Annotated in this window: 22 protein-coding genes and 1 pseudogene; 16 read left to right on the top strand and 7 right to left on the bottom strand. The window is 58.2% G+C overall.

Going from position 1 to position 24708, the window contains the following annotated elements; all coding sequences use genetic code 11:
* Positions 1 to 384: 384 nt before the first annotated feature.
* Positions 385 to 1674 (bottom strand): citrate synthase, encoded by a 1290-nt coding sequence (gene gltA / locus ACCC96_RS22710; protein ID WP_018925105.1) that lies wholly within the window; start codon positions 1672 to 1674, stop codon positions 385 to 387.
* A gap of 363 nt (positions 1675 to 2037) precedes the next feature.
* Between gltA and sdhC the strand changes: the two genes are divergently transcribed.
* The 12 genes and pseudogenes from sdhC to ACCC96_RS22770 form a co-directional block, all read left to right on the top strand.
* Positions 2038 to 2412, top strand: a complete 375-nt coding sequence (gene sdhC, locus ACCC96_RS22715) for a succinate dehydrogenase, cytochrome b556 subunit (protein WP_015096190.1) — start codon at positions 2038 to 2040, stop codon at positions 2410 to 2412.
* Positions 2406 to 2774, top strand: a complete 369-nt coding sequence (sdhD, locus tag ACCC96_RS22720; RefSeq protein ID WP_003210573.1) for a succinate dehydrogenase, hydrophobic membrane anchor protein — start codon at positions 2406 to 2408, stop codon at positions 2772 to 2774. The genes sdhC and sdhD overlap by 7 nt, the downstream gene beginning before the upstream one ends.
* 3 nt (positions 2775 to 2777) lie before the next feature.
* Entirely contained in the window at positions 2778 to 4550 is a 1773-nt protein-coding gene (sdhA, locus tag ACCC96_RS22725) for a succinate dehydrogenase flavoprotein subunit (protein ID WP_007936038.1), read from the top strand.
* A gap of 11 nt (positions 4551 to 4561) precedes the next feature.
* The gene (locus tag ACCC96_RS22730) at positions 4562 to 5266 is read left to right on the top strand and encodes a succinate dehydrogenase iron-sulfur subunit (RefSeq protein WP_007936040.1); all 705 of its coding nucleotides are present in this window, start codon (positions 4562 to 4564) and stop codon (positions 5264 to 5266) included.
* A 262-nt stretch (positions 5267 to 5528) separates the two neighbouring features.
* A complete protein-coding gene (locus ACCC96_RS22735; RefSeq protein ID WP_018925108.1) occupies positions 5529 to 8360 on the top strand; it encodes a 2-oxoglutarate dehydrogenase E1 component in 2832 nt (943 codons plus the stop codon).
* A gap of 42 nt (positions 8361 to 8402) precedes the next feature.
* Positions 8403 to 9620 (top strand): 2-oxoglutarate dehydrogenase complex dihydrolipoyllysine-residue succinyltransferase, encoded by a 1218-nt coding sequence (gene odhB / locus ACCC96_RS22740; RefSeq protein ID WP_413696967.1) that lies wholly within the window; start codon positions 8403 to 8405, stop codon positions 9618 to 9620.
* A gap of 110 nt (positions 9621 to 9730) precedes the next feature.
* Positions 9731 to 11167 (top strand): dihydrolipoyl dehydrogenase, encoded by a 1437-nt coding sequence (lpdA, locus tag ACCC96_RS22745; protein ID WP_018925110.1) that lies wholly within the window; start codon positions 9731 to 9733, stop codon positions 11165 to 11167.
* Between the two features lie 199 nt (positions 11168 to 11366).
* A complete protein-coding gene (gene sucC / locus ACCC96_RS22750) occupies positions 11367 to 12533 on the top strand; it encodes an ADP-forming succinate--CoA ligase subunit beta (RefSeq protein WP_007919879.1) in 1167 nt (388 codons plus the stop codon).
* Complete coding sequence (gene sucD / locus ACCC96_RS22755) at positions 12533 to 13414, top strand: succinate--CoA ligase subunit alpha (protein ID WP_007919877.1); 882 nt, start codon at positions 12533 to 12535, stop codon at positions 13412 to 13414. The genes sucC and sucD overlap by 1 nt, the downstream gene beginning before the upstream one ends.
* Positions 13415 to 13751: 337 nt before the next feature.
* Positions 13752 to 15065, top strand: coding sequence for a branched-chain amino acid transport system II carrier protein (gene brnQ / locus ACCC96_RS22760; protein ID WP_019648153.1), 1314 nt, complete (start codon positions 13752 to 13754; stop codon positions 15063 to 15065).
* A 167-nt stretch (positions 15066 to 15232) separates the two neighbouring features.
* Entirely contained in the window at positions 15233 to 15970 is a 738-nt protein-coding gene (locus ACCC96_RS22765; RefSeq protein ID WP_019648154.1) for a DUF599 domain-containing protein, read from the top strand.
* Positions 15971 to 15979: 9 nt separating this feature from the next.
* A pseudogene (locus tag ACCC96_RS22770) lies at positions 15980 to 16069 on the top strand (MAPEG family protein); the annotation flags it as partial.
* 68 nt (positions 16070 to 16137) lie between these two features.
* Here the strand turns inward: ACCC96_RS22770 and ACCC96_RS22775 are convergent.
* On the bottom strand, positions 16138 to 16380 hold the full coding sequence (locus ACCC96_RS22775; RefSeq protein WP_413696968.1) for a hypothetical protein: 243 nt from the start codon (positions 16378 to 16380) through the stop codon (positions 16138 to 16140).
* Positions 16381 to 16537: 157 nt separating this feature from the next.
* Here ACCC96_RS22775 and ACCC96_RS22780 point away from each other — a divergent pair, with 157 nt between their 5' ends.
* The 4 genes from ACCC96_RS22780 to ACCC96_RS22795 all read left to right on the top strand — a co-directional run bounded on the left by ACCC96_RS22780 (position 16538) and on the right by ACCC96_RS22795 (position 20257).
* A complete protein-coding gene (locus ACCC96_RS22780; protein ID WP_258670452.1) occupies positions 16538 to 17026 on the top strand; it encodes a PaaI family thioesterase in 489 nt (162 codons plus the stop codon).
* The gene (locus ACCC96_RS22785; RefSeq protein ID WP_019579626.1) at positions 17023 to 17475 is read left to right on the top strand and encodes a PaaI family thioesterase; all 453 of its coding nucleotides are present in this window, start codon (positions 17023 to 17025) and stop codon (positions 17473 to 17475) included. The genes ACCC96_RS22780 and ACCC96_RS22785 overlap by 4 nt, the downstream gene beginning before the upstream one ends.
* An 81-nt stretch (positions 17476 to 17556) precedes the next feature.
* Positions 17557 to 19461: a molecular chaperone HtpG gene (gene htpG, locus ACCC96_RS22790; protein ID WP_413696969.1), complete on the top strand. Its 1905-nt coding sequence runs from the start codon at positions 17557 to 17559 to the stop codon at positions 19459 to 19461.
* 67 nt (positions 19462 to 19528) lie between these two features.
* Positions 19529 to 20257 (top strand): dienelactone hydrolase family protein, encoded by a 729-nt coding sequence (locus ACCC96_RS22795; protein WP_413696970.1) that lies wholly within the window; start codon positions 19529 to 19531, stop codon positions 20255 to 20257.
* 109 nt (positions 20258 to 20366) lie between these two features.
* Here the strand turns inward: ACCC96_RS22795 and ACCC96_RS22800 are convergent, their stop codons facing one another.
* The 5 genes from ACCC96_RS22800 to purM all read right to left on the bottom strand — a co-directional run bounded on the left by ACCC96_RS22800 (position 20367) and on the right by purM (position 24337).
* Positions 20367 to 21227, bottom strand: coding sequence for a pirin family protein (locus ACCC96_RS22800; RefSeq protein ID WP_258670446.1), 861 nt, complete (start codon positions 21225 to 21227; stop codon positions 20367 to 20369).
* A gap of 61 nt (positions 21228 to 21288) precedes the next feature.
* On the bottom strand, positions 21289 to 21705 hold the full coding sequence (locus ACCC96_RS22805) for an OsmC family protein (RefSeq protein WP_413696971.1): 417 nt from the start codon (positions 21703 to 21705) through the stop codon (positions 21289 to 21291).
* Between the two features lie 201 nt (positions 21706 to 21906).
* Entirely contained in the window at positions 21907 to 22620 is a 714-nt protein-coding gene (locus ACCC96_RS22810; RefSeq protein ID WP_258670441.1) for a DUF3108 domain-containing protein, read from the bottom strand.
* Between the two features lie 8 nt (positions 22621 to 22628).
* A complete protein-coding gene (gene purN / locus ACCC96_RS22815) occupies positions 22629 to 23279 on the bottom strand; it encodes a phosphoribosylglycinamide formyltransferase (RefSeq protein WP_413696972.1) in 651 nt (216 codons plus the stop codon).
* Positions 23279 to 24337: a phosphoribosylformylglycinamidine cyclo-ligase gene (gene purM, locus ACCC96_RS22820; RefSeq protein WP_007936066.1), complete on the bottom strand. Its 1059-nt coding sequence runs from the start codon at positions 24335 to 24337 to the stop codon at positions 23279 to 23281. Before purM ends, purN begins: the two co-directional genes overlap by 1 nt.
* Positions 24338 to 24708: the final 371 nt, after the last annotated feature.

Here is a 24708-nt window from a genome sequence, read left to right on the forward strand (position 1 = left end):
CTGACTTCCAGACACCGAAGTATGGAAGAGGACAGGAACGGACAACCTATATCGAGAGGCCGAGTGGAGGTTCTGCGCAGTGGGCAACCCGGCATGGATGCCGGGTTAGCCGCCCCCGGCCATGGATGGCCGATGGCGGCGGGCCCACGGAGCAGGACCGGAGCGAGGGCATGCCGAGCCAAGGCGAGGCACCGAACGAAAGGGGCAAGAGCGCTTTGGTTACTTTCGCGCTTTTCGAAAGTGACTCGCTGTAAGAGCGAAACCATAAGCCGCCGTTACCGAAGAAATGGATATATACACAACCAAAGAGCACAAACAAAAACGGCCTCTATCTACATAGAGGCCGTTCTCGGTGCAACTTAAGACGTTATCGCAAGACAGGTCTTATTTGCGGTCTTCAAGCGGGGTGATGTCACGCGACTCGTAACCGGTGTACAGCTGGCGCGGACGGCCGATCTTGTACGGGCTGGAGAGCATTTCTTTCCAGTGGGAGATCCAGCCGACGGTCCGCGCCAGGGCGAAGATCACGGTGAACATACTGGTTGGAATGCCGATCGCCTTGAGGATGATCCCCGAGTAGAAGTCGACGTTCGGGTACAGCGAGCGTTCGATGAAGTACGGGTCGGTCAGGGCGATCTCTTCCAGGCGCATGGCCAGTTCGAGTTGCGGATCGTTGGTGATGCCCAGTTCCTTCAACACTTCGTCGCAGGTCTGCTTCATGACGGTAGCGCGTGGGTCGCGGTTTTTGTAAACCCGGTGACCGAAGCCCATCAGTTTGAACGGATCGTTCTTGTCTTTGGCCTTGGCGATGTACTTGTCGATGTTCGAGACATCGCCAATTTCATCGAGCATGGTCAACACGGCTTCGTTCGCACCGCCGTGGGCAGGGCCCCACAGTGCAGCGATACCGGCGGCGATACAGGCGAACGGGTTGGCACCCGAGGAACCTGCCAGGCGTACGGTGGAGGTCGATGCGTTCTGCTCGTGGTCGGCATGGAGGATGAAGATCCGGTCCATGGCCTTGGCGAGTACCGGGCTGATCGGTTTGATCTCGCACGGGGTGTTGAACATCATGTGCAGGAAGTTTTCCGCGTACGACAGGTCGTTGCGCGGGTACATCATGGGTTGGCCCATGGAGTACTTGTAAACCATTGCAGCCAGGGTCGGCATCTTGGCAACCAGGCGGATCGCGGAGATTTCGCGATGCTGCGGGTTATTGATGTCGAGGGAGTCGTGGTAGAACGCCGAGAGGGCGCCAACTACACCGCACATGACGGCCATCGGGTGGGCGTCGCGACGGAAGCCGTTGAAGAAGGTCTTCAACTGCTCGTGGACCATGGTGTGGTTCTTCACGGTGCCGACGAACTGGGCCTTCTGTTCTGCGGTCGGCAGCTCGCCGTTGAGCAGCAGGTAGCAGGTTTCCAGGTAGTCCGACTTTTCAGCCAGCTGTTCGATCGGGTAGCCGCGGTGCAGCAGAATACCGTTGTCGCCGTCGATGTAGGTGATCTTCGACTCGCAGGAGGCGGTCGACATGAAACCAGGGTCAAAGGTGAAACGGCCCGTGGCCGTCAGGCCCCGAACGTCGATAACATCGGGACCAACGGTGCCGGTTAAAATGGGCAGCTCGACGGGGGCTGCGCCCTCGATGATCAACTGCGCTTTTTTGTCAGCCATGTGGCCTCCTATTTATGCTTGAAATCATCAGACAGACCCCCCACGCAGGGCCCGCACCACTATAGTGAGATAAATTCGAATGTCAATTTGCCTAAAGTCTTGCTCCAGAAGGCTTTAACCGGACTTTTTTCTCGAAATTGCCTGCCGTTTACGCCTTTTATATCACTTGTGCAATCCGCTATTAGGGGAAGGTGAACGCGTTGTCATTAGTAGCCTAACTGTCTATACTCGGCCACCGACCGCCAGGGGCTTTTGGGCCTGCTTTATTGGGGGTCGCATCCCTGGGTGGTGGTTACCTGACCAGTGCACTCCCCAACAACTTTGCCCTGATTGTTAGGGGCTCTTCAGTGTGAAAAAAAAGCCGTGAAAAGCCAACGACCTGTAAACCTAGACCTAAGGACCATCAAACTCCCCATCACCGGCGTTACGTCGTTTCTTCACCGTGTTTCCGGCATCATCCTCTTCCTGGGCCTTGGCTTCATGCTTTATGCATTGGGCAAGTCTCTGGGTTCCGAGGAAGGTTTTGCCGAGGTGAAGGCATGCTTGACCAGCCCGCTGGCCAAGTTCGTAGCATGGGGCCTCCTGTCCGCTCTTCTGTATCACCTGGTAGCCGGTGTGCGCCACTTGATCATGGACATGGGCATCGGTGAGACGCTGGAAGGCGGCCGCCTGGGCTCGAAAATTATCATCGCCGTTTCCGTGGTGTTGATCGTTCTGGCAGGAGTTTGGATATGGTAACCAGCGTTACGAACCTTTCGCGTTCGGGCCTCTATGACTGGATGGCGCAACGTGTGTCTGCGGTTGTTCTCGCGGCTTATTTTATTTTCCTGATCGGATACCTCGCTGCGAATCCTGGCATTGGCTACGCCCAATGGCATGGCCTGTTCGCCCACAACGGAATGCGTATCTTCAGTCTGCTGGCCCTTGTGGCCCTGGGCGCTCACGCCTGGGTCGGCATGTGGACCATCGCGACCGACTACCTGACGCCGATGGCGCTGGGCAAGTCCGCGACTGCAGTACGTTTCCTTTTCCAGGCAGTATGCGGCGTTGCGATGTTCGCTTACTTCGTCTGGGGTGTGCAGATTCTCTGGGGTATCTGATCCATGGCTAACATTCCAACGATTTCTTTCGACGCCATCATTATTGGTGGTGGCGGTGCCGGCATGCGCGCTGCGCTGCAATTGGCACAAGGCGGTCACAAGACTGCCGTGATCACCAAGGTTTTCCCGACTCGTTCGCACACCGTATCGGCCCAGGGTGGCATCACCTGCGCCATCGCGTCTGCCGACCCGAACGATGACTGGCGCTGGCACATGTACGATACCGTCAAGGGTTCCGACTACATCGGTGACCAGGACGCTATCGAATATATGTGTCAGGAAGGCCCGGCTGCCGTTTACGAGCTGGACCACATGGGTATGCCGTTCTCGCGTACCGAGCAAGGTCGTATCTACCAGCGTCCGTTCGGCGGTCAGTCGAAGGATTACGGTAAAGGCGGGCAGGCTGCCCGTACTTGCGCCGCTTCCGACCGTACCGGTCACGCGCTGCTGCACACCCTTTATCAGGGCAACCTGAAAGCCGGTACCGTGTTCCTTAACGAGTACTACGCTGTCGATCTGGTGAAGAACGGCGAAGGCGAGTTCGTCGGTGTGATTGCCATCTGCATCGAAACCGGTGAAACCACCTACATCCGCGCCAAGGCCACCGTACTGGCCACCGGCGGTGCAGGTCGTATCTACGCTTCGACCACCAACGCCCTGATCAACACCGGTGACGGCGTTGGCATGGCGCTGCGTGCCGGCGTACCGGTACAAGACATCGAAATGTGGCAGTTCCACCCGACCGGCATCGCCGGCGCCGGTGTACTGGTTACCGAAGGTTGCCGTGGTGAAGGTGGTTACCTGATCAACAAGCACGGCGAGCGTTTCATGGAACGTTATGCTCCGAACGCCAAAGACCTTGCCGGTCGTGACGTGGTTGCCCGTTCGATGGTTAAAGAAATCATCGCCGGCAACGGTTGCGGTCCGAATGGCGACCACGTAATGCTCAAGCTCGACCACTTGGGCGAGGAAGTGCTGCACAGCCGTCTGCCAGGCATCTGCGAACTGTCGAAGACTTTCGCGCACGTTGACCCGGTCGTCGCTCCGGTTCCGGTTGTTCCGACCTGCCACTATATGATGGGCGGCGTTGCCACCAACATTCATGGCCAGGCGATCACTCAGGACGCCGACGGCAAAGACACCATCATTCCGGGCCTGTTCGCGGTCGGTGAAGTGGCTTGCGTATCGGTTCACGGTGCCAACCGTCTGGGCGGCAACTCGTTGCTCGACCTGGTGGTCTTCGGTCGTGCGGCCGGTCTGCACCTGGAAAAAGCGCTGACCGACGGTATCGAATACGACGACGCCACCGACGCCGACATCAATGCGGCCCTTTCGCGTCTGTCCGCTCTGAACGAGCGTACCGATGGTGAAGACGTGGCAACCCTGCGTCGCGAGCTGCAAAGCTGCATGCAGAACTACTTCGGTGTATTCCGTACTGGCGAATACATGCAGAAGGGTATTGCTCAACTGGCTGATCTGCGTGGCCGTATCGCCAACGTCAAGATCAACGACAAGAGCCAGGCGTTCAACACCGCGCGTATCGAAGCGCTGGAACTGCAGAACCTGCTGGAAGTGGCCGAAGCTACTGCCATCGCTGCAGAAGTGCGTAAAGAGTCCCGCGGTGCTCACGCCCGTGAAGACTTCGAAGATCGTGACGATGAAAACTGGCTGTGCCACACCCTGTACTTCCCGGGTGAGAAGCGCGTTGCCAAGCGTGCAGTGAACTTCTCGCCGAAGACTGTTCCGACTTTTGAACCTAAGATTCGGACTTATTAAGGGTGGCCGCCATGTTGAAAGTCAGTGTTTATCGTTACAACCCTGATCAGGACGCTGCGCCGTTCATGCAGGAATTCCAGGTTGATACCGGTGGTAAAGACCTGATGGTGCTGGACGTGCTGGCCCTGATCAAAGAGCAGGACGAAGGTTTCTCCTATCGTCGCTCTTGCCGTGAAGGTGTTTGCGGTTCCGACGGCATGAACATCAACGGCAAAAACGGTCTGGCGTGCATCACGCCGCTGTCTGCCGTCGTAAAAGGTAACAAGCTGATCGTTCGTCCTCTGCCAGGTTTGCCGGTTATCCGTGACCTGGTCGTCGATATGAGCATCTTCTACAAGCAATACGAAAAGGTTAAGCCATACCTGCAGAACGACACGCCGGCTCCGGCCATCGAGCGTCTGCAGTCCCCTGAAGAGCGTGAAAAGCTCGACGGTCTGTACGAGTGCATCCTGTGCGCTTGCTGCTCGACTTCGTGCCCGTCCTTCTGGTGGAACCCGGACAAGTTCCTGGGCCCGGCTGCCCTGCTGCAAGCGTACCGCTTCCTGGCAGACAGCCGCGACACCAAGACGTCCGAGCGTCTGGCTTCGCTGGATGACCCGTTCAGCGTATTCCGCTGCCGGGGCATCATGAACTGCGTCAACGTTTGTCCGAAAGGCCTGAACCCGACTAAGGCCATCGGTCACATCCGTAACATGCTGCTGCAAAGCGGCGTGTGATTCAGCTGCTGTACCCGTAGAACCGCTGTACCCGTAGATGCTGCGGCGCAGGCTTCAACCGGCGCCGTAGTTTTAACCTGAGCAGCAGCCCATAAGGCTGCGGCTCTTATTTTGAAGAAATGAGACAAGCAGGGGCATCCGGGCTGGTACCCGGACTATCAGCGTGATCCTAAGTGGCTTGTTTTAGTCGCTGCATTCGGACTTCTGCAAGTTTGCTCGGTGTCGACGCCGGTGGTGTTCCCCTAACCGAGGGTGACCAAGCATGCAAGAAAGCGTGATGCAGCGCATGTGGAACAGCGCCTACCTTTCCGGTAGTAACGCTGCCTATGTGGAAGAGCTCTACGAGCTCTACCTGCACGACCCTAACGCTGTGCCAGAAGAGTGGCGCACCTACTTCCAGAAGTTGCCTGCTGATGGCAACACTGCCACCGATGTTTCGCACTCCACAATTCGCGATCATTTCGTCTTGCTGGCAAAGAACCAGCGCCGCGCCCAACCGGTTTCCGCCGGTAGCGTGAGCAGTGAGCACGAGAAGAAGCAAGTTGAAGTGCTGCGATTGATCCAGGCCTACCGTATGCGTGGCCACCAGGCAGCCCAGCTTGACCCGCTGGGGCTGTGGCAGCGTCCTGCACCTGCAGACCTGTCAATCAATCATTACGGCTTGACCAATGCCGATCTTGATACGACCTTCCGTGCCGGCGACCTGTTCATCGGCAAAGAGGAGGCGAGCCTACGCGAAATTCACGAAGCGTTGCAGCAGACATATTGCCGCACCATCGGCGCTGAATTTACGCACATCACCGATTCCGAGCAGCGCCAGTGGTTCCAGCAGCGTCTGGAAAGCGTGCGCGGCCGTCCGACGTACTCCGCCGACATCAAGAGTCACCTGCTCGAGCGCGTCACTGCCGGCGAGGGTCTTGAAAAATACCTCGGGACCAAGTATCCGGGTACCAAGCGTTTCGGTCTGGAAGGCGGCGAGAGCCTGATTCCGATGCTCGATGAACTGATCCAGCGTTCCGGCTCCTACGGCACCAAGGAAATCGTCATCGGCATGGCCCACCGTGGTCGTCTGAACGTGCTGGTCAACACCTTTGGCAAGAACCCGCGCGAGTTGTTCGACGAGTTCGAAGGCAAGAAGAAGGTCGAGCTGGGTTCCGGTGACGTTAAATATCACCAGGGCTTCTCGTCCAACGTCATGACCACCGGCGGTGAAGTTCACCTGGCCATGGCTTTCAACCCGTCTCACCTGGAAATCGTTTCTCCAGTGGTCGAGGGTTCGGTCCGTGCCCGTCAGGATCGTCGTAACGATCCTACCGGTGAAAAGGTTCTGCCGATCTCCATCCACGGTGACGCGGCATTCGCCGGTCAAGGTGTGGTCATGGAAACCTTCCAGATGTCGCAGACCCGCGGTTTCAAGACCGGCGGCACCGTGCACATCGTGATCAACAACCAGGTCGGCTTCACCATCAGCAACCCGCTGGACTCGCGCTCCACCGAGTACGCGACCGACGTTGCGAAGATGATCCAGGCGCCGATCCTCCATGTGAATGGTGATGATCCGGAAGCCGTGTTGTTCGTGACCCAGTTGGCCATCGACTACCGCATGCAGTTCAAGCGTGACGTGGTGATCGATCTGGTCTGCTACCGTCGTCGCGGCCACAACGAGGCTGACGAGCCAAGCGGTACCCAGCCTCTGATGTATCAGCAGATCACCAAGCAGCGCACCACCCGTGAGCTGTATGCCGATCGTCTGACCCAGAGTGGTGTACTGGACGCAGAGCGTGTTCAGGCGAAAGTCGACGAATACCGCAATGCGCTGGACAACGGTCTGCATGTTGTAAAAAGCCTGGTCAAAGAGCCGAACAAAGAGTTGTTCGTGGACTGGCGTCCGTATCTGGGCCACGCCTGGACCGCGCGTCACGACACTCGCTTCGATCTGAAAACCTTGCAGGAACTGTCTGCCAAGCTGCTGGAAATTCCGGAAGGCTTCGTGGTGCAGCGCCAGGTCTCGAAAATCTACGAAGACCGTCAGAAGATGCAAGCCGGCGGCCTGCCGATCAACTGGGGTTACGCCGAAACCATGGCGTACGCGACCCTGGCGTTCGAAGGTCACCCGATTCGCATGACGGGTCAGGACATCGGTCGCGGTACGTTCTCGCACCGTCACGCTGTCTTGCACAACCAGAAAGACGCGGGTACCTATATCCCGTTGCAAAACCTCTACAAGGGGCAGCCACGTTTCGACCTGTACGATTCGTTCCTGTCTGAAGAGGCGGTTCTGGCGTTCGAATACGGTTATTCGACCACCGAGCCAAACGCTCTGGTTATCTGGGAAGCCCAGTTCGGCGACTTCGCCAACGGTGCCCAAGTGGTTATCGACCAGTTCATCACCAGTGGCGAGCACAAGTGGGGCCGTCTCTGCGGTCTGACCATGCTGCTGCCGCACGGTTATGAAGGTCAGGGTCCTGAGCACTCCTCGGCTCGTCTGGAGCGTTACCTGCAGCTGTGCGCCGAGCACAACATTCAGGTAGCCGTGCCGACTACGCCGGCCCAGATCTACCACTTGCTGCGTCGTCAGGTGATTCGCCCGCTGCGCAAACCATTGGTAGTCCTGACTCCGAAGTCGTTGCTGCGTCACAAGCTGGCCATCTCGACCCTGGAAGATCTGGCCGAAGGTTCGTTCCAGACCGTGATCCCGGAAATCGATGCGCTTGATCCGAAAAAGGTCACTCGCATGATCCTGTGCAGCGGCAAGGTCTACTATGACCTGCTGGAAAAACGCCGTGCCGAAGGTCGTGAAGACATCGCCATCGTGCGTATCGAGCAGCTGTATCCGTTCCCTGAGGACGACCTGATGGAGGCGCTCGCCCCTTACACCAACCTCGAAAACGTGGTTTGGTGCCAGGAAGAGCCGATGAACCAGGGCGCCTGGTACAGCAGCCAGCATCACATGCGTCGCAGCCTGACCAACCATAAACAAGGCCTGGTCCTGGAATACGCTGGTCGTGAGGCGTCTGCCGCACCTGCTTGCGGTTACGCTTCGATGCACGCCGAGCAGCAGGAACAACTGCTGCAAGATGCTTTCACTGTTTAACGCCTTCGCGCACCTGAAACCGAATTTAAGGACCCACAGATAATGGCTATCGAAATCAAAGCCCCCACTTTCCCGGAATCGGTTGCCGATGGCACCGTTGCCACCTGGCATAAAAAACCGGGCGACGCCGTCAAGCGTGACGAACTGATCGTCGACATCGAAACCGACAAAGTCGTACTGGAAGTTCTGGCCACCGCTGATGGCGTGCTGGGCGCGATCGTCAAGAACGAAGGCGACACCGTTCTGTCCGACGAAGTTCTGGGCTCGATCGGTGAGGGCGGTGCTGCCGCCGCTCCAGCCGCCGCTGCTGCACCTGCCGCTGCTGCCGCTGCTCCTGCCGAAGCGGGCGAAGACGATCCTGTAGCTGCACCGGCTGCTCGCAAGCTGGCTGAAGAAAACGGCATCAACATCGCTTCCGTTGCCGGCACCGGCAAAGGCGGTCGTGTGACCAAGGAAGACGTGGTAGCCGCTGTTGCCGCCAAGAAAGCCGCTCCGGCTGCCGCGCCTGCCAAGGCTGCCGCACCTGCTGCCGCTGCTCCGGTATTCGCTGCTGGCGACCGCGTAGAAAAACGCGTTCCGATGACCCGTCTGCGCGCCAAGGTTGCCGAGCGTCTGGTTGAAGCTCAATCGAACATGGCGATGTTGACCACTTTCAACGAAGTCGACATGACCGAAGTCATGGCCCTGCGTTCGAAGTACAAGGACCTGTTCGAGAAGTCCCACAACGGTGTACGCCTGGGCTTCATGTCGTTCTTCGTGAAAGCGGCCACCGAAGCGCTGAAACGCTTCCCGGCTGTCAACGCGTCGATCGACGGTGCCGACATCGTTTACCACGGCTACGCCGACGTTGGTGTGGCTGTTTCCAGCGACCGCGGTCTGGTTGTACCGGTTCTGCGTAACGCCGAACTGATGAGCCTGGCTGAAATCGAAGGCGGCATCGCTACCTTCGGCAAGAAAGCCCGTGACGGCAAACTGTCGATGGAAGAAATGACCGGCGGCACGTTCACCATCACCAACGGCGGTACTTTCGGTTCGATGATGTCGACTCCGATCGTCAACCCGCCACAGGCTGCGATTCTGGGTATGCACAACATCATCCAGCGTCCTATGGCGATCAACGGTCAGGTAGTTATCCGTCCGATGATGTACCTGGCGCTGTCCTACGATCACCGTCTGATCGATGGCAAAGAAGCTGTGACTTTCCTGGTGACCATCAAGAACCTGCTGGAAGACCCGGCTCGTTTGCTGCTGGATATCTGATTTCGTTGCACGGGCCGTTCAATGATGGACGGCCCTTCTGTAATGACCAGCTTCGTCCCACGACGGTCCTCAAAAGGGGCCGTCCGGTTTGATTCGAGAAGGAATGACACATGACTCAGAAATTCGACGTGGTAGTGATTGGTGCGGGCCCTGGCGGCTACGTGGCTGCCATTAAAGCAGCGCAACTGGGCCTCACCACTGCCTGCATCGAGAAATACACCGACAAGGAAGGCAAACTGGCCCTCGGCGGTACTTGCCTGAACGTCGGCTGCATTCCATCCAAGGCGCTGCTGGACAGCTCCTGGAAGTTTCACGAAGCGCAAGACGGCTTCGCGATCCACGGTATCAACCACGCTGGCGTGACCATGGACGTGCCAGCAATGGTCGGCCGTAAAGCCAACATCGTCAAAGGCCTGACCTCCGGCGTTGCAACGCTGTTCAAGGCTAACGGCGTCACTTCGATCCAGGGCCACGGCAAACTGCTGGCTGGCAAGAAAGTCGAAGTCACCAAGCCTGACGGTTCGGTTGAAGTCATCGAAGCCGAAAACGTCATCCTGGCTCCGGGCTCGCGTCCGATCGACATTCCACCGGCTCCGGTCGACCAGAATGTGATCGTCGATTCGACTGGCGCTCTGGAATTCCAATCCGTACCAAAACGCCTGGGTGTAATCGGCGCTGGTGTTATCGGTCTGGAACTGGGTTCGGTATGGTCCCGTCTGGGCGCTGAAGTCACCGTTCTCGAAGCACTGGATACCTTCCTGATGGCAGCGGACACCGCTGTTTCCAAGGAAGCGCTGAAAACCCTGACCAAACAGGGTCTGGACATCAAGCTGGGCGCTCGCGTGACCGGTTCCAAAGTGAACGGCGACGAAGTCGTTGTGAACTACACCGATGCCAACGGCGAACAGAACATCACTTTCGACAAGCTGATCGTAGCCGTTGGTCGCCGTCCGGTGACCACTGATCTGCTGGCTGCCGATTGCGGCGTGACCCTGGACGAGCGCGGTTTCGTGCACGTTGACGATCACTGCGCCACCACCGTACCGGGCGTTTACGCCATCGGTGACGTGGTTCGCGGCATGATGCTGGCTCACAAAGCCTCGGAAGAGGGCATCATGGTTGTCGAGCGCATCAAGGGCCATAAAGCCCAGATGAACTATGACCTGATCCCTTCGGTTATTTATACTCACCCGGAAATCGCGTGGGTCGGTAAAACCGAGCAGGCCTTGAAAGCTGAAGGCGTAGAAGTTAACGTCGGCACCTTCCCGTTCGCAGCCTCTGGCCGTGCCATGGCCGCCAACGATACCGGTGGTTTCGTCAAGGTCATCGCTGATGCCAAGACTGACCGCGTATTGGGCGTCCACGTGATTGGCCCGAGCGCCGCAGAACTGGTTCAGCAGGGCGCGATCGGCATGGAATTCGGCACCAGCGCTGAAGACCTGGGCATGATGGTTTTCTCCCATCCGACCCTGTCTGAAGCCTTGCACGAAGCAGCGTTGGCAGTGAATGGCGGCGCCATCCACATCGCCAACCGCAAGAAACGCTAAGCGGATAATAAGAAACCACGGCGGTACGGCCCGTCGTGAGCCTTGCGAGCAAGACTCACCGCGGAATGTCCGCTGGACGCAGTCTTGCGTAGCTGCACCGGGTACCCGGAAAGGTTACGCAAGCAGCAGTCACAGGTGGTGCGGCACTTGAATGAGTGCAGCACCGAATGCGCAGTACCTAACGAAGACGGTAATAAGCATGAATCTTCACGAGTATCAGGGTAAGCAGCTGTTCGCTGAGTACGGCCTGCCAGTATCCACCGGTTACGCGGTAGACACCCCGGAAGCAGCAGCAGAAGCTTGCGACAAAATCGGCGGCAGCGAATGGGTTGTCAAAGCCCAGGTTCACGCCGGTGGTCGCGGTAAAGCGGGCGGCGTAAAGCTGGTTCGCAGCAAAGAAGACGCTAAGGCATTCGCACAGCAGTGGCTGGGCAAGCGTCTGGTGACTTACCAGACTGACGCCAATGGTCAGCCAGTCACCAAGATCCTGGTTGAATCGTGCACTGATATCGCTAAAGAGCTGTACCTGGGCGCTGTCGTTGACCGTTCGAGCCGTCGCATCGTGTTCATGGCTTCCACCGAAGGTGGCGTGGACATCGAGAAAATCGCTCACGACACTCCAGAAAAAATTCTGAAAGCCACTATCGATCCACTGGTTGGCGCTCAGCCATTCCAGGGTCGCGAGCTGGCATTCCAGCTGGGTCTGGAAGGCAAGCAAGTTGCTCAGTTCGCCAAGATCTTCGTAGGTCTGGCCAAGCTGTTCAAGGATCACGACCTGGCTCTGCTGGAAGTGAACCCGCTGGTGATCAAGGCTGACGGCGATCTGCACTGCCTCGATGCCAAGATCAACATCGACGCCAACGCCATGTACCGTCAGCCTAAGCTGAAGACTTTCCACGATCCGTCGCAAGACGATCCGCGCGAAGCGCACGCTGCCAAGTTCGAACTGAACTACGTAGCACTGGAAGGCAACATCGGTTGCATGGTCAACGGTGCTGGCCTGGCCATGGGTACCATGGACATCGTCAACCTGCATGGCGGCAAACCAGCCAACTTCCTCGACGTGGGCGGCGGTGCTACCAAAGAACGCGTTACCGAAGCGTTCAAGATCATCCTGTCCGACACTAACGTCGCTGCAGTACTGGTCAACATCTTCGGCGGCATCGTTCGTTGCGACATGATTGCCGAAGGCATCATCGGCGCTGTGAAAGAAGTCGGCGTGAAAATCCCGGTTGTTGTTCGCCTTGAAGGCAACAACGCTGAGCTGGGCGCTAAAGTACTGGCAGAAAGCGGTTTGAACATCATCGCTGCTACCAGCCTGACCGACGCTGCTCAACAAGTTGTCAAAGCTGCGGAGGGCAAATAATGAGCGTCCTGATCAATAAAGACACCAAAGTTATCTGCCAGGGCATTACCGGTTCGCAAGGTAGTTTCCACACCCAGCAAGCCATCGAATACGGCACCAAGATGGTTGGCGGCGTAACTCCGGGCAAAGGCGGCACCGAGCACCTGGGTCTGCCAGTGTTCAACACCGTGAAAGACGCTGTAGCTGCCACTGGCGCCACCGCCAGCGTGATCTACGTTCCAGCTCCTTTCTGCAAAGACTCCATCCTGGAAGCAGCCTTCGGCGGCATCAAGCTGATCGTTTGCATCACTGAAGGCATTCCTACCCTGGACATGCTGGATGCCAAGGTCAAGTGCGACGAGCTGGGCGTAGTCCTGATCGGTCCTAACTGCCCAGGCGTGATCACTCCAGGCGAATGCAAGATCGGCATCATGCCAGGTCACATTCACTTGCCAGGCAAGGTCGGTATCGTTTCCCGTTCCGGCACCCTGACCTACGAAGCTGTGAAGCAGACTACTGACGCCGGTTTCGGTCAGTCGACTTGCGTCGGCATCGGTGGTGACCCGATCCCGGGTTCGAACTTCATCGACATCCTGAAGCTGTTCCAGGAAGACCCGAAGACCGAAGCGATCGTGATGATCGGCGAGATCGGCGGTTCGGCTGAAGAAGAAGCGGCTGCCTACATCAAGGCACACGTGACCAAGCCGGTTGTTTCCTACATCGCTGGTGTGACTGCTCCTCCGGGCAAGCGCATGGGCCATGCTGGCGCAATCATCTCTGGCGGCAAAGGCACTGCAGACGAGAAATTCGCTGCTCTGCAAGACGCAGGCGTTAAAACCGTGCGTTCGCTGGCAGACATCGGCAAGGCCCTGGCCGAGCTGACCGGTTGGGCCGTCAAGTAAGCCTCGCGCTTAACTGACGCTCCACCAAACAAAGGCCACCTTCGGGTGGCCTTTGTCATTTCCGGGGTTTGAGATATTCGTAGCGCTTTTTGTGGCGAGGGAGGTTGTGAAAATTAGATATGTAAACACGACACTGAAATGTCGCGTATCGGATAGTTCGCCCTGTAATAGTGCGTTTGGCGGGCAAATTCGGTAGGCTAGCCGCCATTTTTGCGTTTGCGGCCCACAAGGCTGCCGCGCGCTAAACGGGTCAGTCCTATACGGATCGACAGCATTTCCCTCACCCATAAGGGAAATCCCTCTCTAAATTCCGATTCAGTAGTGTGGTATTTCCTTAATGAAAGTGTTGAAAGGCCAGGACATCCTGGCACTGGGCTTCATGACATTTGCCCTGTTCGTCGGGGCTGGCAACATCATCTTCCCGCCTATCGTCGGTTTGCAGTCCGGGCCTAATGTCTGGATGGCGGCGCTGGGCTTTCTGATCACCGCAGTCGGTCTGCCGGTGATCACCGTGGTCGCCCTGGCCAAGGTCGGTGGTGCAATGGATGCCTTGAGCAGCCCGATCGGTAAAATCGCCGGGGGGCTGCTGGCAGCCGCGTGCTACCTCGCTGTCGGCCCATTGTTCGCGACACCGCGCACCGCGACCGTGTCGTTCGAAGTGGGTCTGGCGCCGCTGACCGGCGAGAGCCCGCTGGCGCTGTTTCTCTATAGCTCGGTGTACTTCCTGCTGGTGTTCTTCATCTCGCTCTATCCGGGCCGTCTGCTGGACACCGTAGGACGGTTCCTCGCACCGCTGAAGATCATCGCCCTGGCCGTTCTCGGCATCGCAGCGTTCGCGTTGCCGGCCGGTAACATTGGCGTGGCTACCCCTGAATATGTGGCGGCACCGTTCTCCCAGGGCTTCATCAATGGTTACCTGACCATGGATACCCTGGGTGCGCTGGTATTCGGCATTGTCATCGTCAATGCGATCCGCTCCCGTGGCGTGGAATCGCCGGTGTTGATCACCCGTTACGCGATCATCGCCGGGCTGATTGCCGGTGTAGGTCTGGCGCTGGTTTACGTCAGCCTGTTCCGTCTCGGCTCGGGCAGCCATGAAGTGGCCGCCGGTGCCACCAACGGCGCGGCGGTATTGCACGCCTACGTGCAGCACACCTTCGGTTCGCTCGGCAGCGGTTTCCTCGCGGTGCTGATCTCCCTGGCCTGCCTGGTGACTGCGGTCGGTCTGACCTGCGCCTGTGCCGAATACTTCAGCCGTGTGCTGCCACTGTCCTACAAGACGCTGGTGATTATCCTGGCCGCGTTCTCCCTGCTGGTGTCCAACCTGGGCCTCACCAAGCTGATTGCGTTCTCGATTCCGGTACTGACCGCCATCTACCCGCCGTGCATCGCCCTGGTGGCCCTGAGCTTCTGCAAGGACTTCTGGCATGAGCAGGGTCGCATCGTCGGTCCGGTGATGCTGGTGTCGTTCATCTTCGGCATGATCGACGCGCTCAAAGGCGCCGGCCTGGCCGACTGGATGCCGGCTCAACTGGCTCACCTGCCGCTGAGCGAGCAGGGCCTGGCTTGGCTGGTGCCGTCGGTCATGACCCTGGCGGTTGCCGTGGTTTGCGACCGTCTGCTGGGCAAGCGCGAAGAAGCGCTGGCTTAAGTTGCTTCATGGCCCGCCACAAGCGGGTTTGAGCTACAAATGGAAATGCCCCGTATCAATCGATACGGGGCATTTTTTATGGATGCGGTGCAGTGTCTTTTTCCTTGGGCTAACGTCGAAGCACTATCCGAAGGTTTCATCATTGTCTACACATCACAAGGAACTGCATGTCGTTCATCCACGCCAATCTGATCCACATCCTCGCCGCGCTCTGGTTTGTCGTCTGCTGGGGTGGCTACACCCGTTACGCGACATGGAAGGGCCGTGACACCGCATGCCTGGCCAGTGTTCTGCACCTGTACCGCGAAGACTGGATGCGCCGCATGCTGTTACGCGACAACCGCATCGCCGATGCCAGCGTGATCGGTAACCTGGAGCGCAACGCCTCGTTCTTCGCTTCCAGCACGTTGATTATCCTGGCCGGTATTCTCACGGTGTTGGGGGCGTCCGAAAGAGCCGTGTCGTTGCTTGCGGATATCCCGATGGTGCAACAGGCTTCCCAAGGCATGTCGGAGATCAAGTTGTTGTGCCTGGCGCTGGTGTTTGTCTATGCGTTCTTTACGTTCAGCTGGTGCATGCGTCAGTACAATTTTGCGGCCATTCTCGTGGGTTCGGCACCGATGATCGGTGAGCGGCATGTGTCCGAACAAGAGCGTAACGCCTTTGCTTCCCGAGCCGCCCGTGTCATCTCCCTGGCGGCCAACCAGTTCAACTTCGGTCTGCGTTCCTATTACTTCGGCATGAGCATGCTGGCGTGGTTTGTCAGCCCCTGGTTGTTCATGTTGATGAGCGCCGGTGTCGTGTTTGTGTTGTATCGCCGCGAGTTTCACTCCGACGTTCTTGACGTGATGGTCTATACACCTACAGAGGCGCCATTGCCTGAGCTGAACAAAGAGGCGGCTTGATGAGTATTTGCCTGGCAGCGCAGTCTGGTGTGGTTTCTGGATTTAGTGTGTTCGTTGTTGCTGATGATTAGTCCGACTTTTAGAACCGTTTTGCTCTAATGCACCAAGTAACAGGCAAAAGAAAACCCGCACATGGCGGGTTTTCTTTTATCACGCTAAAAACTGTTTTAGTTTTTAGGTGCTTCTGTAGGCGCTGCCGGAGCGGCTGCGTTCGATTCGGCCTGAGCTTTGGCAGCATCAGCGTTTTCTTTTGCTGCTTCGTTCACTTTATCCTGAGCTTCGCTCATTTTTTCCTGAACTTGCTCGGTTTGTTTGGTGGCATCTTGAGCTTTGTCCTCGGGTTTTTTACCGCAGGCGGCGAGACCGAGGGAAGCGGTCAACATCAAGGCAATAGCTAAAGTCTTACGCATGGGGTGTTTCTCCTGATGGAAAATATCTACTGGCCTTTCGAGCACCGTTATCAGGGTTAAGTTCCTCAATTCACACAGATATATATGTTTGTTTTGCAACGGAACTTTTGCCCGCTAGCCTGCTACTTTGTCCGGACACTAAGAAGAGTTTTATCAGATGGCCGAAAACCCCGTTTTTGAGCGTGCGACGCGATTCCTGTCGGCGTTGCGCCATTGTCAGGTACTCGGCATGCGCGTTCACAGCGCCAGCAGCGAAGGGCTGACGGTGATTCTGCCGTACAGCCCGCGGATCGTCGGTAACCCGCAAACGGGGGTGATTCATGGCGGTGCGCTGACCTCGCTGATGGACACTGCCTGCGGCATGGCCACCCTCTGCGTGCTGCCTGAGTTCGAAGTCTGCCCGACGCTCGATCTGCGCATCGACTACATGCATGCCGCCGAGCCACACAAGGACGTTTACGGCTTCGCCCAATGCTACCGAGTGACTACCGATGTGATTTTTGCGCGCGGTTTTGCCTATCAGGATGACCCCGAACAGCCCATCGCCCACGTGGTGGGCACCTTCATGCGCATGGGTAAGGGCATCAAAGGTACTAAAAACTTTGGCGGTGTCATTGCCGGTGCCATTGTTGGAGTTGCGAAATGACCGACACGTTCAAGGAACAGCTTCAACAGGCCCATGCTCAGGGGGACTACGCCGCGCTGCTGCAGCTGATTCCTTACGCCGAGCTGATCGGCGTCGAATGTTCGCGGGTAGGGGATGAGCTGCTGTTTCGTCTGCCGGCCAACAAGGACAACATTGGTAACCCTTTGCTGCCGGCGATTCATGGTGGGGTGATTGCCGGGTTCATGGAGCTCTCGGCAGCGCTGCACCTGTTGATTTTCACCGGCTCGCCCGGTGTGCCGAAGATTATCGACTTTTCCCTCGACTACCTGCGCGCAGGGCAGTTTCGCGATACCTGGGCCCGATGCCAGGTTTGTCGCCAGGGGCGGCGGGTAGCAAATGTGGCGATTACCGCCTGGCAAAGCACTGAAGCCGAGCCCATTGCCACGGCCCGGGCCCACTTCAAAATCGAAGAGCCCTTGAAATCCTGATCTCAGCCCCCAACTCTGAGGACAACCCGCCGCCGACCCTCAAGGTCGCGGCCACTGCCATCTGATTGGAGTTTGATGACCATGAGTGTGGAAACTCAAAAGGAAACCCTGGGCTTCCAGACCGAGGTGAAGCAGCTGCTGCACCTCATGATCCATTCGCTGTATTCCAACAAGGAAATCTTCCTTCGCGAATTGATCTCGAACGCCTCTGACGCTGTCGATAAATTACGTTTTGAAGCGCTGGCCAAGCCTGAATTGCTGGAAGGCGGCGCTGAACTGAAAATCCGTGTGAGCTTCGACAAGGACGCTAAAACCGTCACCCTCGAAGACAACGGCATCGGCATGAGCCGTGAAGATGCGATCACCCACCTGGGTACCATCGCCAAATCCGGCACTGCCGATTTCATGAAACATCTCTCCGGCGATCAGAAAAAAGACTCGCACCTGATCGGTCAATTCGGCGTGGGTTTCTACTCTGCATTCATCGTCGCCGATAAAGTTGACGTATTCAGCCGTCGTGCCGGTGCTGCTGCCAGCGAAGGCGTGCACTGGTCGTCCAAGGGCGAAGGCGATTTTGAAGTTGCCACCGTTGATAAAGCCGAGCGCGGCACTCGCATCGTTCTGCACCTGAAGTCCGGTGAAGACGAGTTCGCCGATGGCTGGCGCCTGCGCAACATCATCAAGAAGTACTCCGACCACATCGCTCTGCCGATCGAGTTGCCGAAAGAAGTGGCAGCCGTTGAAGGCGAAGAGAAGCCTGCCGTTGAGTGGGAAACCGTCAACCGTGCCAGCGCCCTGTGGACTCGCCCTCGCACTGAAGTGAAGGACGAGGAATACCAGGAGTTCTACAAGCACGTCGCTCACGATTTCGAAAACCCGCTGAGCTGGAGCCACAACAAGGTCGAAGGCAAGCTCGAGTACACCTCGCTGCTTTATGTGCCGACCCGTGCTCCGTTCGATCTGTACCAGCGTGAAGCGCCGAAAGGCCTGAAGCTGTACGTGCAGCGCGTGTTCGTCATGGATCAGGCCGAGTCGTTCCTGCCGCTGTACCTGCGCTTCATCAAAGGCGTGGTCGACTCCAACGACCTGTCGCTGAACGTGTCGCGGGAAATCCTGCAGAAAGACCCGATCATCGACTCCATGAAGTCGGCGCTGACCAAGCGCGTTCTGGACATGCTGGAAAAACTGGCGAAGAACGAGCCTGAGCAATACAAAGGTTTCTGGAAGAACTTCGGTCAGGTCATGAAAGAAGGCCCGGCAGAAGACTTCGCCAATAAAGAAAAAATTGCCGGTCTGCTGCGTTTCGCGTCCACTCAGGGCGACGACGGCGAGCAGGTTGTAGGTCTGGCCGACTACCTGGCCCGTGCCAAGGAAGGTCAGGACAAGATCTACTACCTGACCGGCGAAACCTACGCGCAAGTCAAAAACAGCCCGCACCTGGAAGTCTTCCGCAAGAAAGGCATCGAAGTGCTGCTGCTGACCGACCGTATCGACGAGTGGCTGATGAGCTACCTCAACGACTTCGACGGCAAGAGCTTTGTCGACGTGGCGCGCGGTGACCTGGACCTCGGCAACCTGGATTCGGAAGAAGACAAGAAAGCCGCGGAAGAAGTCGCCAAGTCCAAAGAAGGTCTGGTTGAGCGTCTCAAGACCGCTTTGGGTGAGTCCGTTGCTGAAGTACGGGTTTCCCACCGCCTGACCGATTCCCCGGCGATTCTGGCCATCGGCGAGCAGGACCTGGGCCTGCAAATGCGTCAGATCCTGGAAGCCAGCGGTCAGAAGGTTCCGGATTCGAAACCGATCTTCGAATTCAACCCGGCTCACCCGCTGATCGAGAAACTCGACAACGAGCAGAGCGACGAGCGCTTCGGCGACCTGTCGCACATTCTGTTCGATCAGGCGGCCCTGGCGGCCGGCGACAGCTTGAAAGACCCGGCCGCTTATGTGCGTCGTCTGAACAAGCTGCTGGTTGAACTGTCGGTTTAACCACGTTGTATAAAAACCCGCTTCGGCGGGTTTTTTCATTCTGGTGCTTTTTTACTGGGAGTCAGTCATGAGCCAAATCACTGTTCGATCCGTCGCCTATCAGATCGACGGCCAATCGTATGAAAGCCGTCTGGCCTTCGATGCCGACCATAAAGGCCCGCGTCCGGGTCTGTTGATGGCGCCGAACTGGATGGGCGTCAGCGCCGGCGCCGAGGAGATTGCCAAATCGGTGGCGTCCAAGGGTTATGTGGTGCTGATCGCGGATCTGTACGGGCAATCGGTTCGTCCGCAGAACGGCGACGAGGCGGGCGCGGCGATGATGCCGTTGAAGAATGATCGCGCCTTACTGCGCAAACGCATGCAGGCAGCCTTCGAACAACTGCAAGGGCAGGGCGAGGCGGCGGTCGATACCTCGAAACTGGCGACCTTTGGTTTCTGCTTCGGTGGTTGCTGCGCGCTGGAATTGGCGCGTAGCGGTGCGCCGGTGAGAGCGGCGGTGTCGTTCCACGGCACACTGGATACGCCGAACGTGAACGATGCGAAAAGCATCAAGGGTTCGGTGCTGGTGCTGCATGGCGCTGCCGATCCGTTGGTGCCGAAAGAGCAACTGCCAGCGTTTGAAGCTGAGATGAATGCCGCCGGTGTGGATTGGCAATTGCTGAGCTATGGTGGCGCGGTGCATTCGTTCACCGACCCGCATGCCAACGTGCCGGGCACGATGATGTATGACGCGAAAACCGCGGCTCGCGCGTTCACGTCGATGCATAACTTGCTGGATGAAGTGTTCAAGGGCTGATTGCCCCTCGGATCAAAAGATCGCAGCCTCGTTTCACTCGACAGCTCCTACAGGGGGCGCGTACCTCTGTAGGAGCTGCCGAAGGCTGCGATCTTTTGATGTTTACGCGCTACGGCAACTCAATCCGCTCACTTTCCCCCGGCACCGTCGGCCAATCCCCGGCCGCCCAGCGCCGACGTGCTTCATCAATCAATGCCGGATCGCTGGCCACGAAGTTCCAGTTGATCCGTCGTGGCCCGTCCAGTGGCGCTCCGCCAAACAGCACGGCATGGCAGTCACTCTCGGCGAACAGCGTCATCTCTTCCCCGGCCGGCAGCACTACTAGCGTGTAGGGCTCCAGCAGCTCGCCATCAAGCTGCGCCTCGCCGCTCAACACATACAGCGCCCGTTCTTCATGCTCGGTGGGAATCAGCAGCGTGGTTGCCGTTTGCAGGTTCAATTCGGCATATAGCGTAGGCGAAAGCACCGGGACCGGCGATTCGAGGCAAAAGCCCGTCCCGGCGATCATCCGTATCTTCACTCCAAGGTTTTCGCTGACGGGCAGCGTGGCTGCTGGATGGTGGCTGTAGTGTCCTGGGCCGTGTTCACGGTCCTTGGGCGACGCCAGCCAGATCTGTAAGCCGTGCATCGTCCCGCCGCTGTCCCTCAATGCTTCGGGCGTGCGTTCGACGTGGGCAATCCCACTGCCGGCGGTCATCCAGCTGACATCGCCGGCATTCACCACCTGATCGGAACCGAGGCTGTCCTTGTGCTGGATTTGCCCTTCGAACAGGTAGGTGAGGGTGGACAGGCCGATGTGCGGGTGCTGACGGATGTTCATGCCTTTGCCCGGTGGATAACGGGTTTCGAGCATGTGGTCGAAAAACACGAAAGGCCCGACGTTGCGGCATTTGGCTGACGGCAAAGGGCGAAGGATCGGCTGGCCTTCGACATCTTCGGCGCGGGGACGGATCACGAGCGGAGTGTTCATGGTGCATTCCAGGCTGAGCGGGTGACGCAGGGAGCATAACCCGCTTGCGCAGCCGTTGCCGCTATTGGCTGAAGGCGCCTTCGGACAGATGAGTCTCGATGCTGACTTCAGAGGTGGTCATCAGCTTGTGTACCGGGCAGCGGTCGGCCACGCGGTGCAGTTCGTCGCGCTGGGCGTCGGTGAGTACGCCCTTGAGCGTGAGTTTGACGTGCAGGGCATATTTGCCTTTCAGCTCTTCACTGTTGTCGCGCTTGACCTCGACCCCGACGCCGGTCAGTGGAATGCCCTTCTTCTTAGCATACAGTTTCAAGGTCAGGGCCTTGCAGGCACCGAGGGCCGCGTCGAAATAGTCATGGGGTTCAGGCGCCGTGCCTTCGCCCCCGCTGGATTTGGGGACATCGGCAAACAGTTCATGGTCATCGATCTGGACGCTGTGACGAAAGCCTTCGGCGGAGACAGTATTGACGGTAACGGTCATGGGAAACCTCGCAGGGATCAGGAAAAGTCATTCGATCAAAAAAGACCCTGAATTTATAGAGTATTCCTTCACGTTCGCGTTCCTATTTTTTGCCGGACGATTTGGCCACAGCTCAAAGTTGTCATTGTCCTGTCCCCCCCCCCCGCTTAACGCCAGACGAAAAAAAGCCCCGCGTTTGCGGGGCTTTCATGTCGGTCCGGATCAGCTGCCTTTGACCGTCTTGCCGTTGACCGTACCGTCGAGGAGCATGATGTTGTACTCCTTGCCGTCGGTTTCGACCTGTTGCAGACGGACCAGCAGGTAATCCCAATCCTTGGCGAACCACAGCACGGTGATGCGCTTGCTTTGTGTCGGATCGCGCACGCGCTCGACCTTGACCGCATCGATCTGGCCTGCCTTGGTGTCGACTTTCTCCGAGCCCAGCACGCGGAAGTCATAGGTATCGACTTCGCCGGCATCGACGACCTGATAGCTCATGCTTTTCTTGCCGGAGGCCACGTCATGCTGCAGCGCCAGCTGATAGGTGGACTTGTCGACCATGCCGCGGTTGAGCGGGAGCTTGACGGCGTCACCGCGATCGGTGCCGGTGACCATCTTGTTGGTCCAGTCGAAATCCAGATCAGCCTTCTTGGCTTTGCCCAGGCCACCGCGTTCGAAGTGGTAGGACTGCGGCAGCAGCGTGTCCTTGTCCAGGGTCAGGGTGCTTTCTTCGGTCAGGCTGGCGATCATCATCGACGCCTTGAAGCTGAGTTTCCAGACGCCGTTGGCTTCCTTGGTCAGGCTGCGTTCGGCGGTGCCGCTCATGGGCAGTTGCTTCCAGTCGGCGGTGTAGCTGGCGGAGAAGGGTTGAAGGTCCGCGGCCTGCGCAAACGGCAGGGCGAGCAGAGCGCAAGCGAAGAGCAGGGCACGACGCATAAAATCTCCTAGGTTCGAATCAAGTGGCCGCTGGCCGCGAGTAACTGTCCGTCCAGTAAAGCACCTTGTTCGCCGAGTGATAAACGGCCTTCGGCAAACCAGCGTACGGCCAACGGGTAGATCAGGTGTTCCTGGGTATGGACTCGCTGCGCCAGACTCTGCGGCGAATCGTGCAACTCTACCGGTATTACTGCCTGTACGACCAGTGGTCCGCCATCGAGTTCCTCGGTGACGAAGTGCACGGAGCAGCCGTGTTCCGTATCGCCGGCCTCCAGCGCGCGCTGATGAGTGTGTAACCCTTTGTATTTGGGCAGCAGCGAGGGATGGATATTGAGCAGGCGACCCTGGTAATGGCGCACGAAGCCAGCGCTGAGAATGCGCATGAAGCCGGCCAGTACCACGAGTTTGGGGTTGAAGGCGTCGATCAGTTCGATCAGCGCGGCATCGAAGGCCTCGCGGCCTTCGAAAGCCTTGTGATCCAGGGTGCGGGTGTCGATACCCGCGTCCCTGGCGCGTTGCAGGCCGTAGGCGTCGGCGCGGTTGGAAATCACCGCAGCAATGCGGGCCGGGCTGTCGCCGGTCCGCGTGCTGTCGATCAAGGCCTGCAAGTTACTGCCGGTGCCGGACAGCAGCACCACCACATCACAGGTCTGGGACATTAATGAGCCTTGAGGTTCTTCAGTTCGACCTGGGCCGCGCCTTCGGCAGCGGTGGCGATCTGACCGATGACCCATGGCTGCTCGCCAGCTTCACGCAGGACATTCAGCGCGGTTTCAACGTGTTCTTGAGCCACGCAGATAACCATGCCGACGCCGCAGTTCAGCACGCGGTGCATTTCGGTTTCGTCAACGTTGCCTTTCTCTTGCAGCCAGTCGAACACCGCAGGGCGGGTCCAGCTCGCGACGTCGACCACCGCTTGAGCGCCTTTTGGCAGTACGCGCGGGATGTTGTCCAGCAGGCCGCCGCCGGTGATGTGGGCCATGGCCTTGACGGCGCCGGTGTCCTTGATCAGCTTGAGCAGCGGCTTCACGTAGATACGGGTCGGAGCCATCAGCAGGTCGGTCAGCGGTTTGCCGTCGAGCTGGATGTTCTCGATGTCGGAACCCGACACTTCGATGATCTTGCGGATCAGCGAGTAGCCGTTGGAGTGCGGGCCGGAAGACGGCAGGGCGAGCAGGGCATCGCCGGCAGCGACTTTCGAACCGTCGATGATTTCGGATTTTTCCACGACGCCGACGCAGAAGCCGGCCAGGTCGTAGTCTTCGCCTTCATACATGCCAGGCATTTCAGCGGTTTCGCCGCCGACCAGGGAGCAGCCGGACAGTTCACAGCCGGCGCCGATGCCGGTTACAACCTGAGCAGCGGTGTCGACGTTCAGTTTGCCAGTGGCGTAGTAGTCGAGGAAGAACAGCGGCTCAGCGCCGCAGACCACCAGGTCGTTCACGCACATGGCCACCAGGTCGATGCCGATGCTGTCGTGCTTGTTCAGGTTCAGCGCCAGGCGCAGCTTGGTGCCGACGCCGTCAGTGCCCGATACCAGCACCGGTTGTTTGTAACCGGCCGGGATTTCGCAGAGGGCGCCGAAACCGCCCAGGCCGCCCATGACTTCCGGGCGCGCAGTGCGCTTGGCGACGCTCTTGATGCGTTCGACCAATGCTTCACCGGCGTCGATGTCTACACCGGCGTCCTTGTAGCTCAGGGAGGGTTGCTTGCTCATGATCCAGGCCTTTAGGGGGGATTCAGGGGTAACGACCGAGTCCAGCGGGCCTGTCGAAATTGATGAGGCAATTGCCTCACGCGCTATTTCGACACTACCCGGCTGTAGCCGGTCTGCGAAGGCGCGCGATTTTATCAGGCTTGAGGGGCAGCGGCCATCCTCGTGCCGACGGGCAGGGGCATATCGCGTTAAAAAAACTGATATTGCCCGTGTTGGCGGCGTCCCACATGGCTGTATAAGGTACGACGTTAACCGTCTATCGTTATGACAGTGCGAAAACTTACCGCGATCGTGTGAATGTTTTGCTTGGGCGTGTGGTCACAGCCCTGGCTCAATCGTCTTCATGCGGTCTGTTCCAGCCGCTCTTGTCG

The organism is Pseudomonas sp. Pseusp11 (assembly GCF_047304405.1).
Classification (GTDB): domain Bacteria; phylum Pseudomonadota; class Gammaproteobacteria; order Pseudomonadales; family Pseudomonadaceae; genus Aquipseudomonas.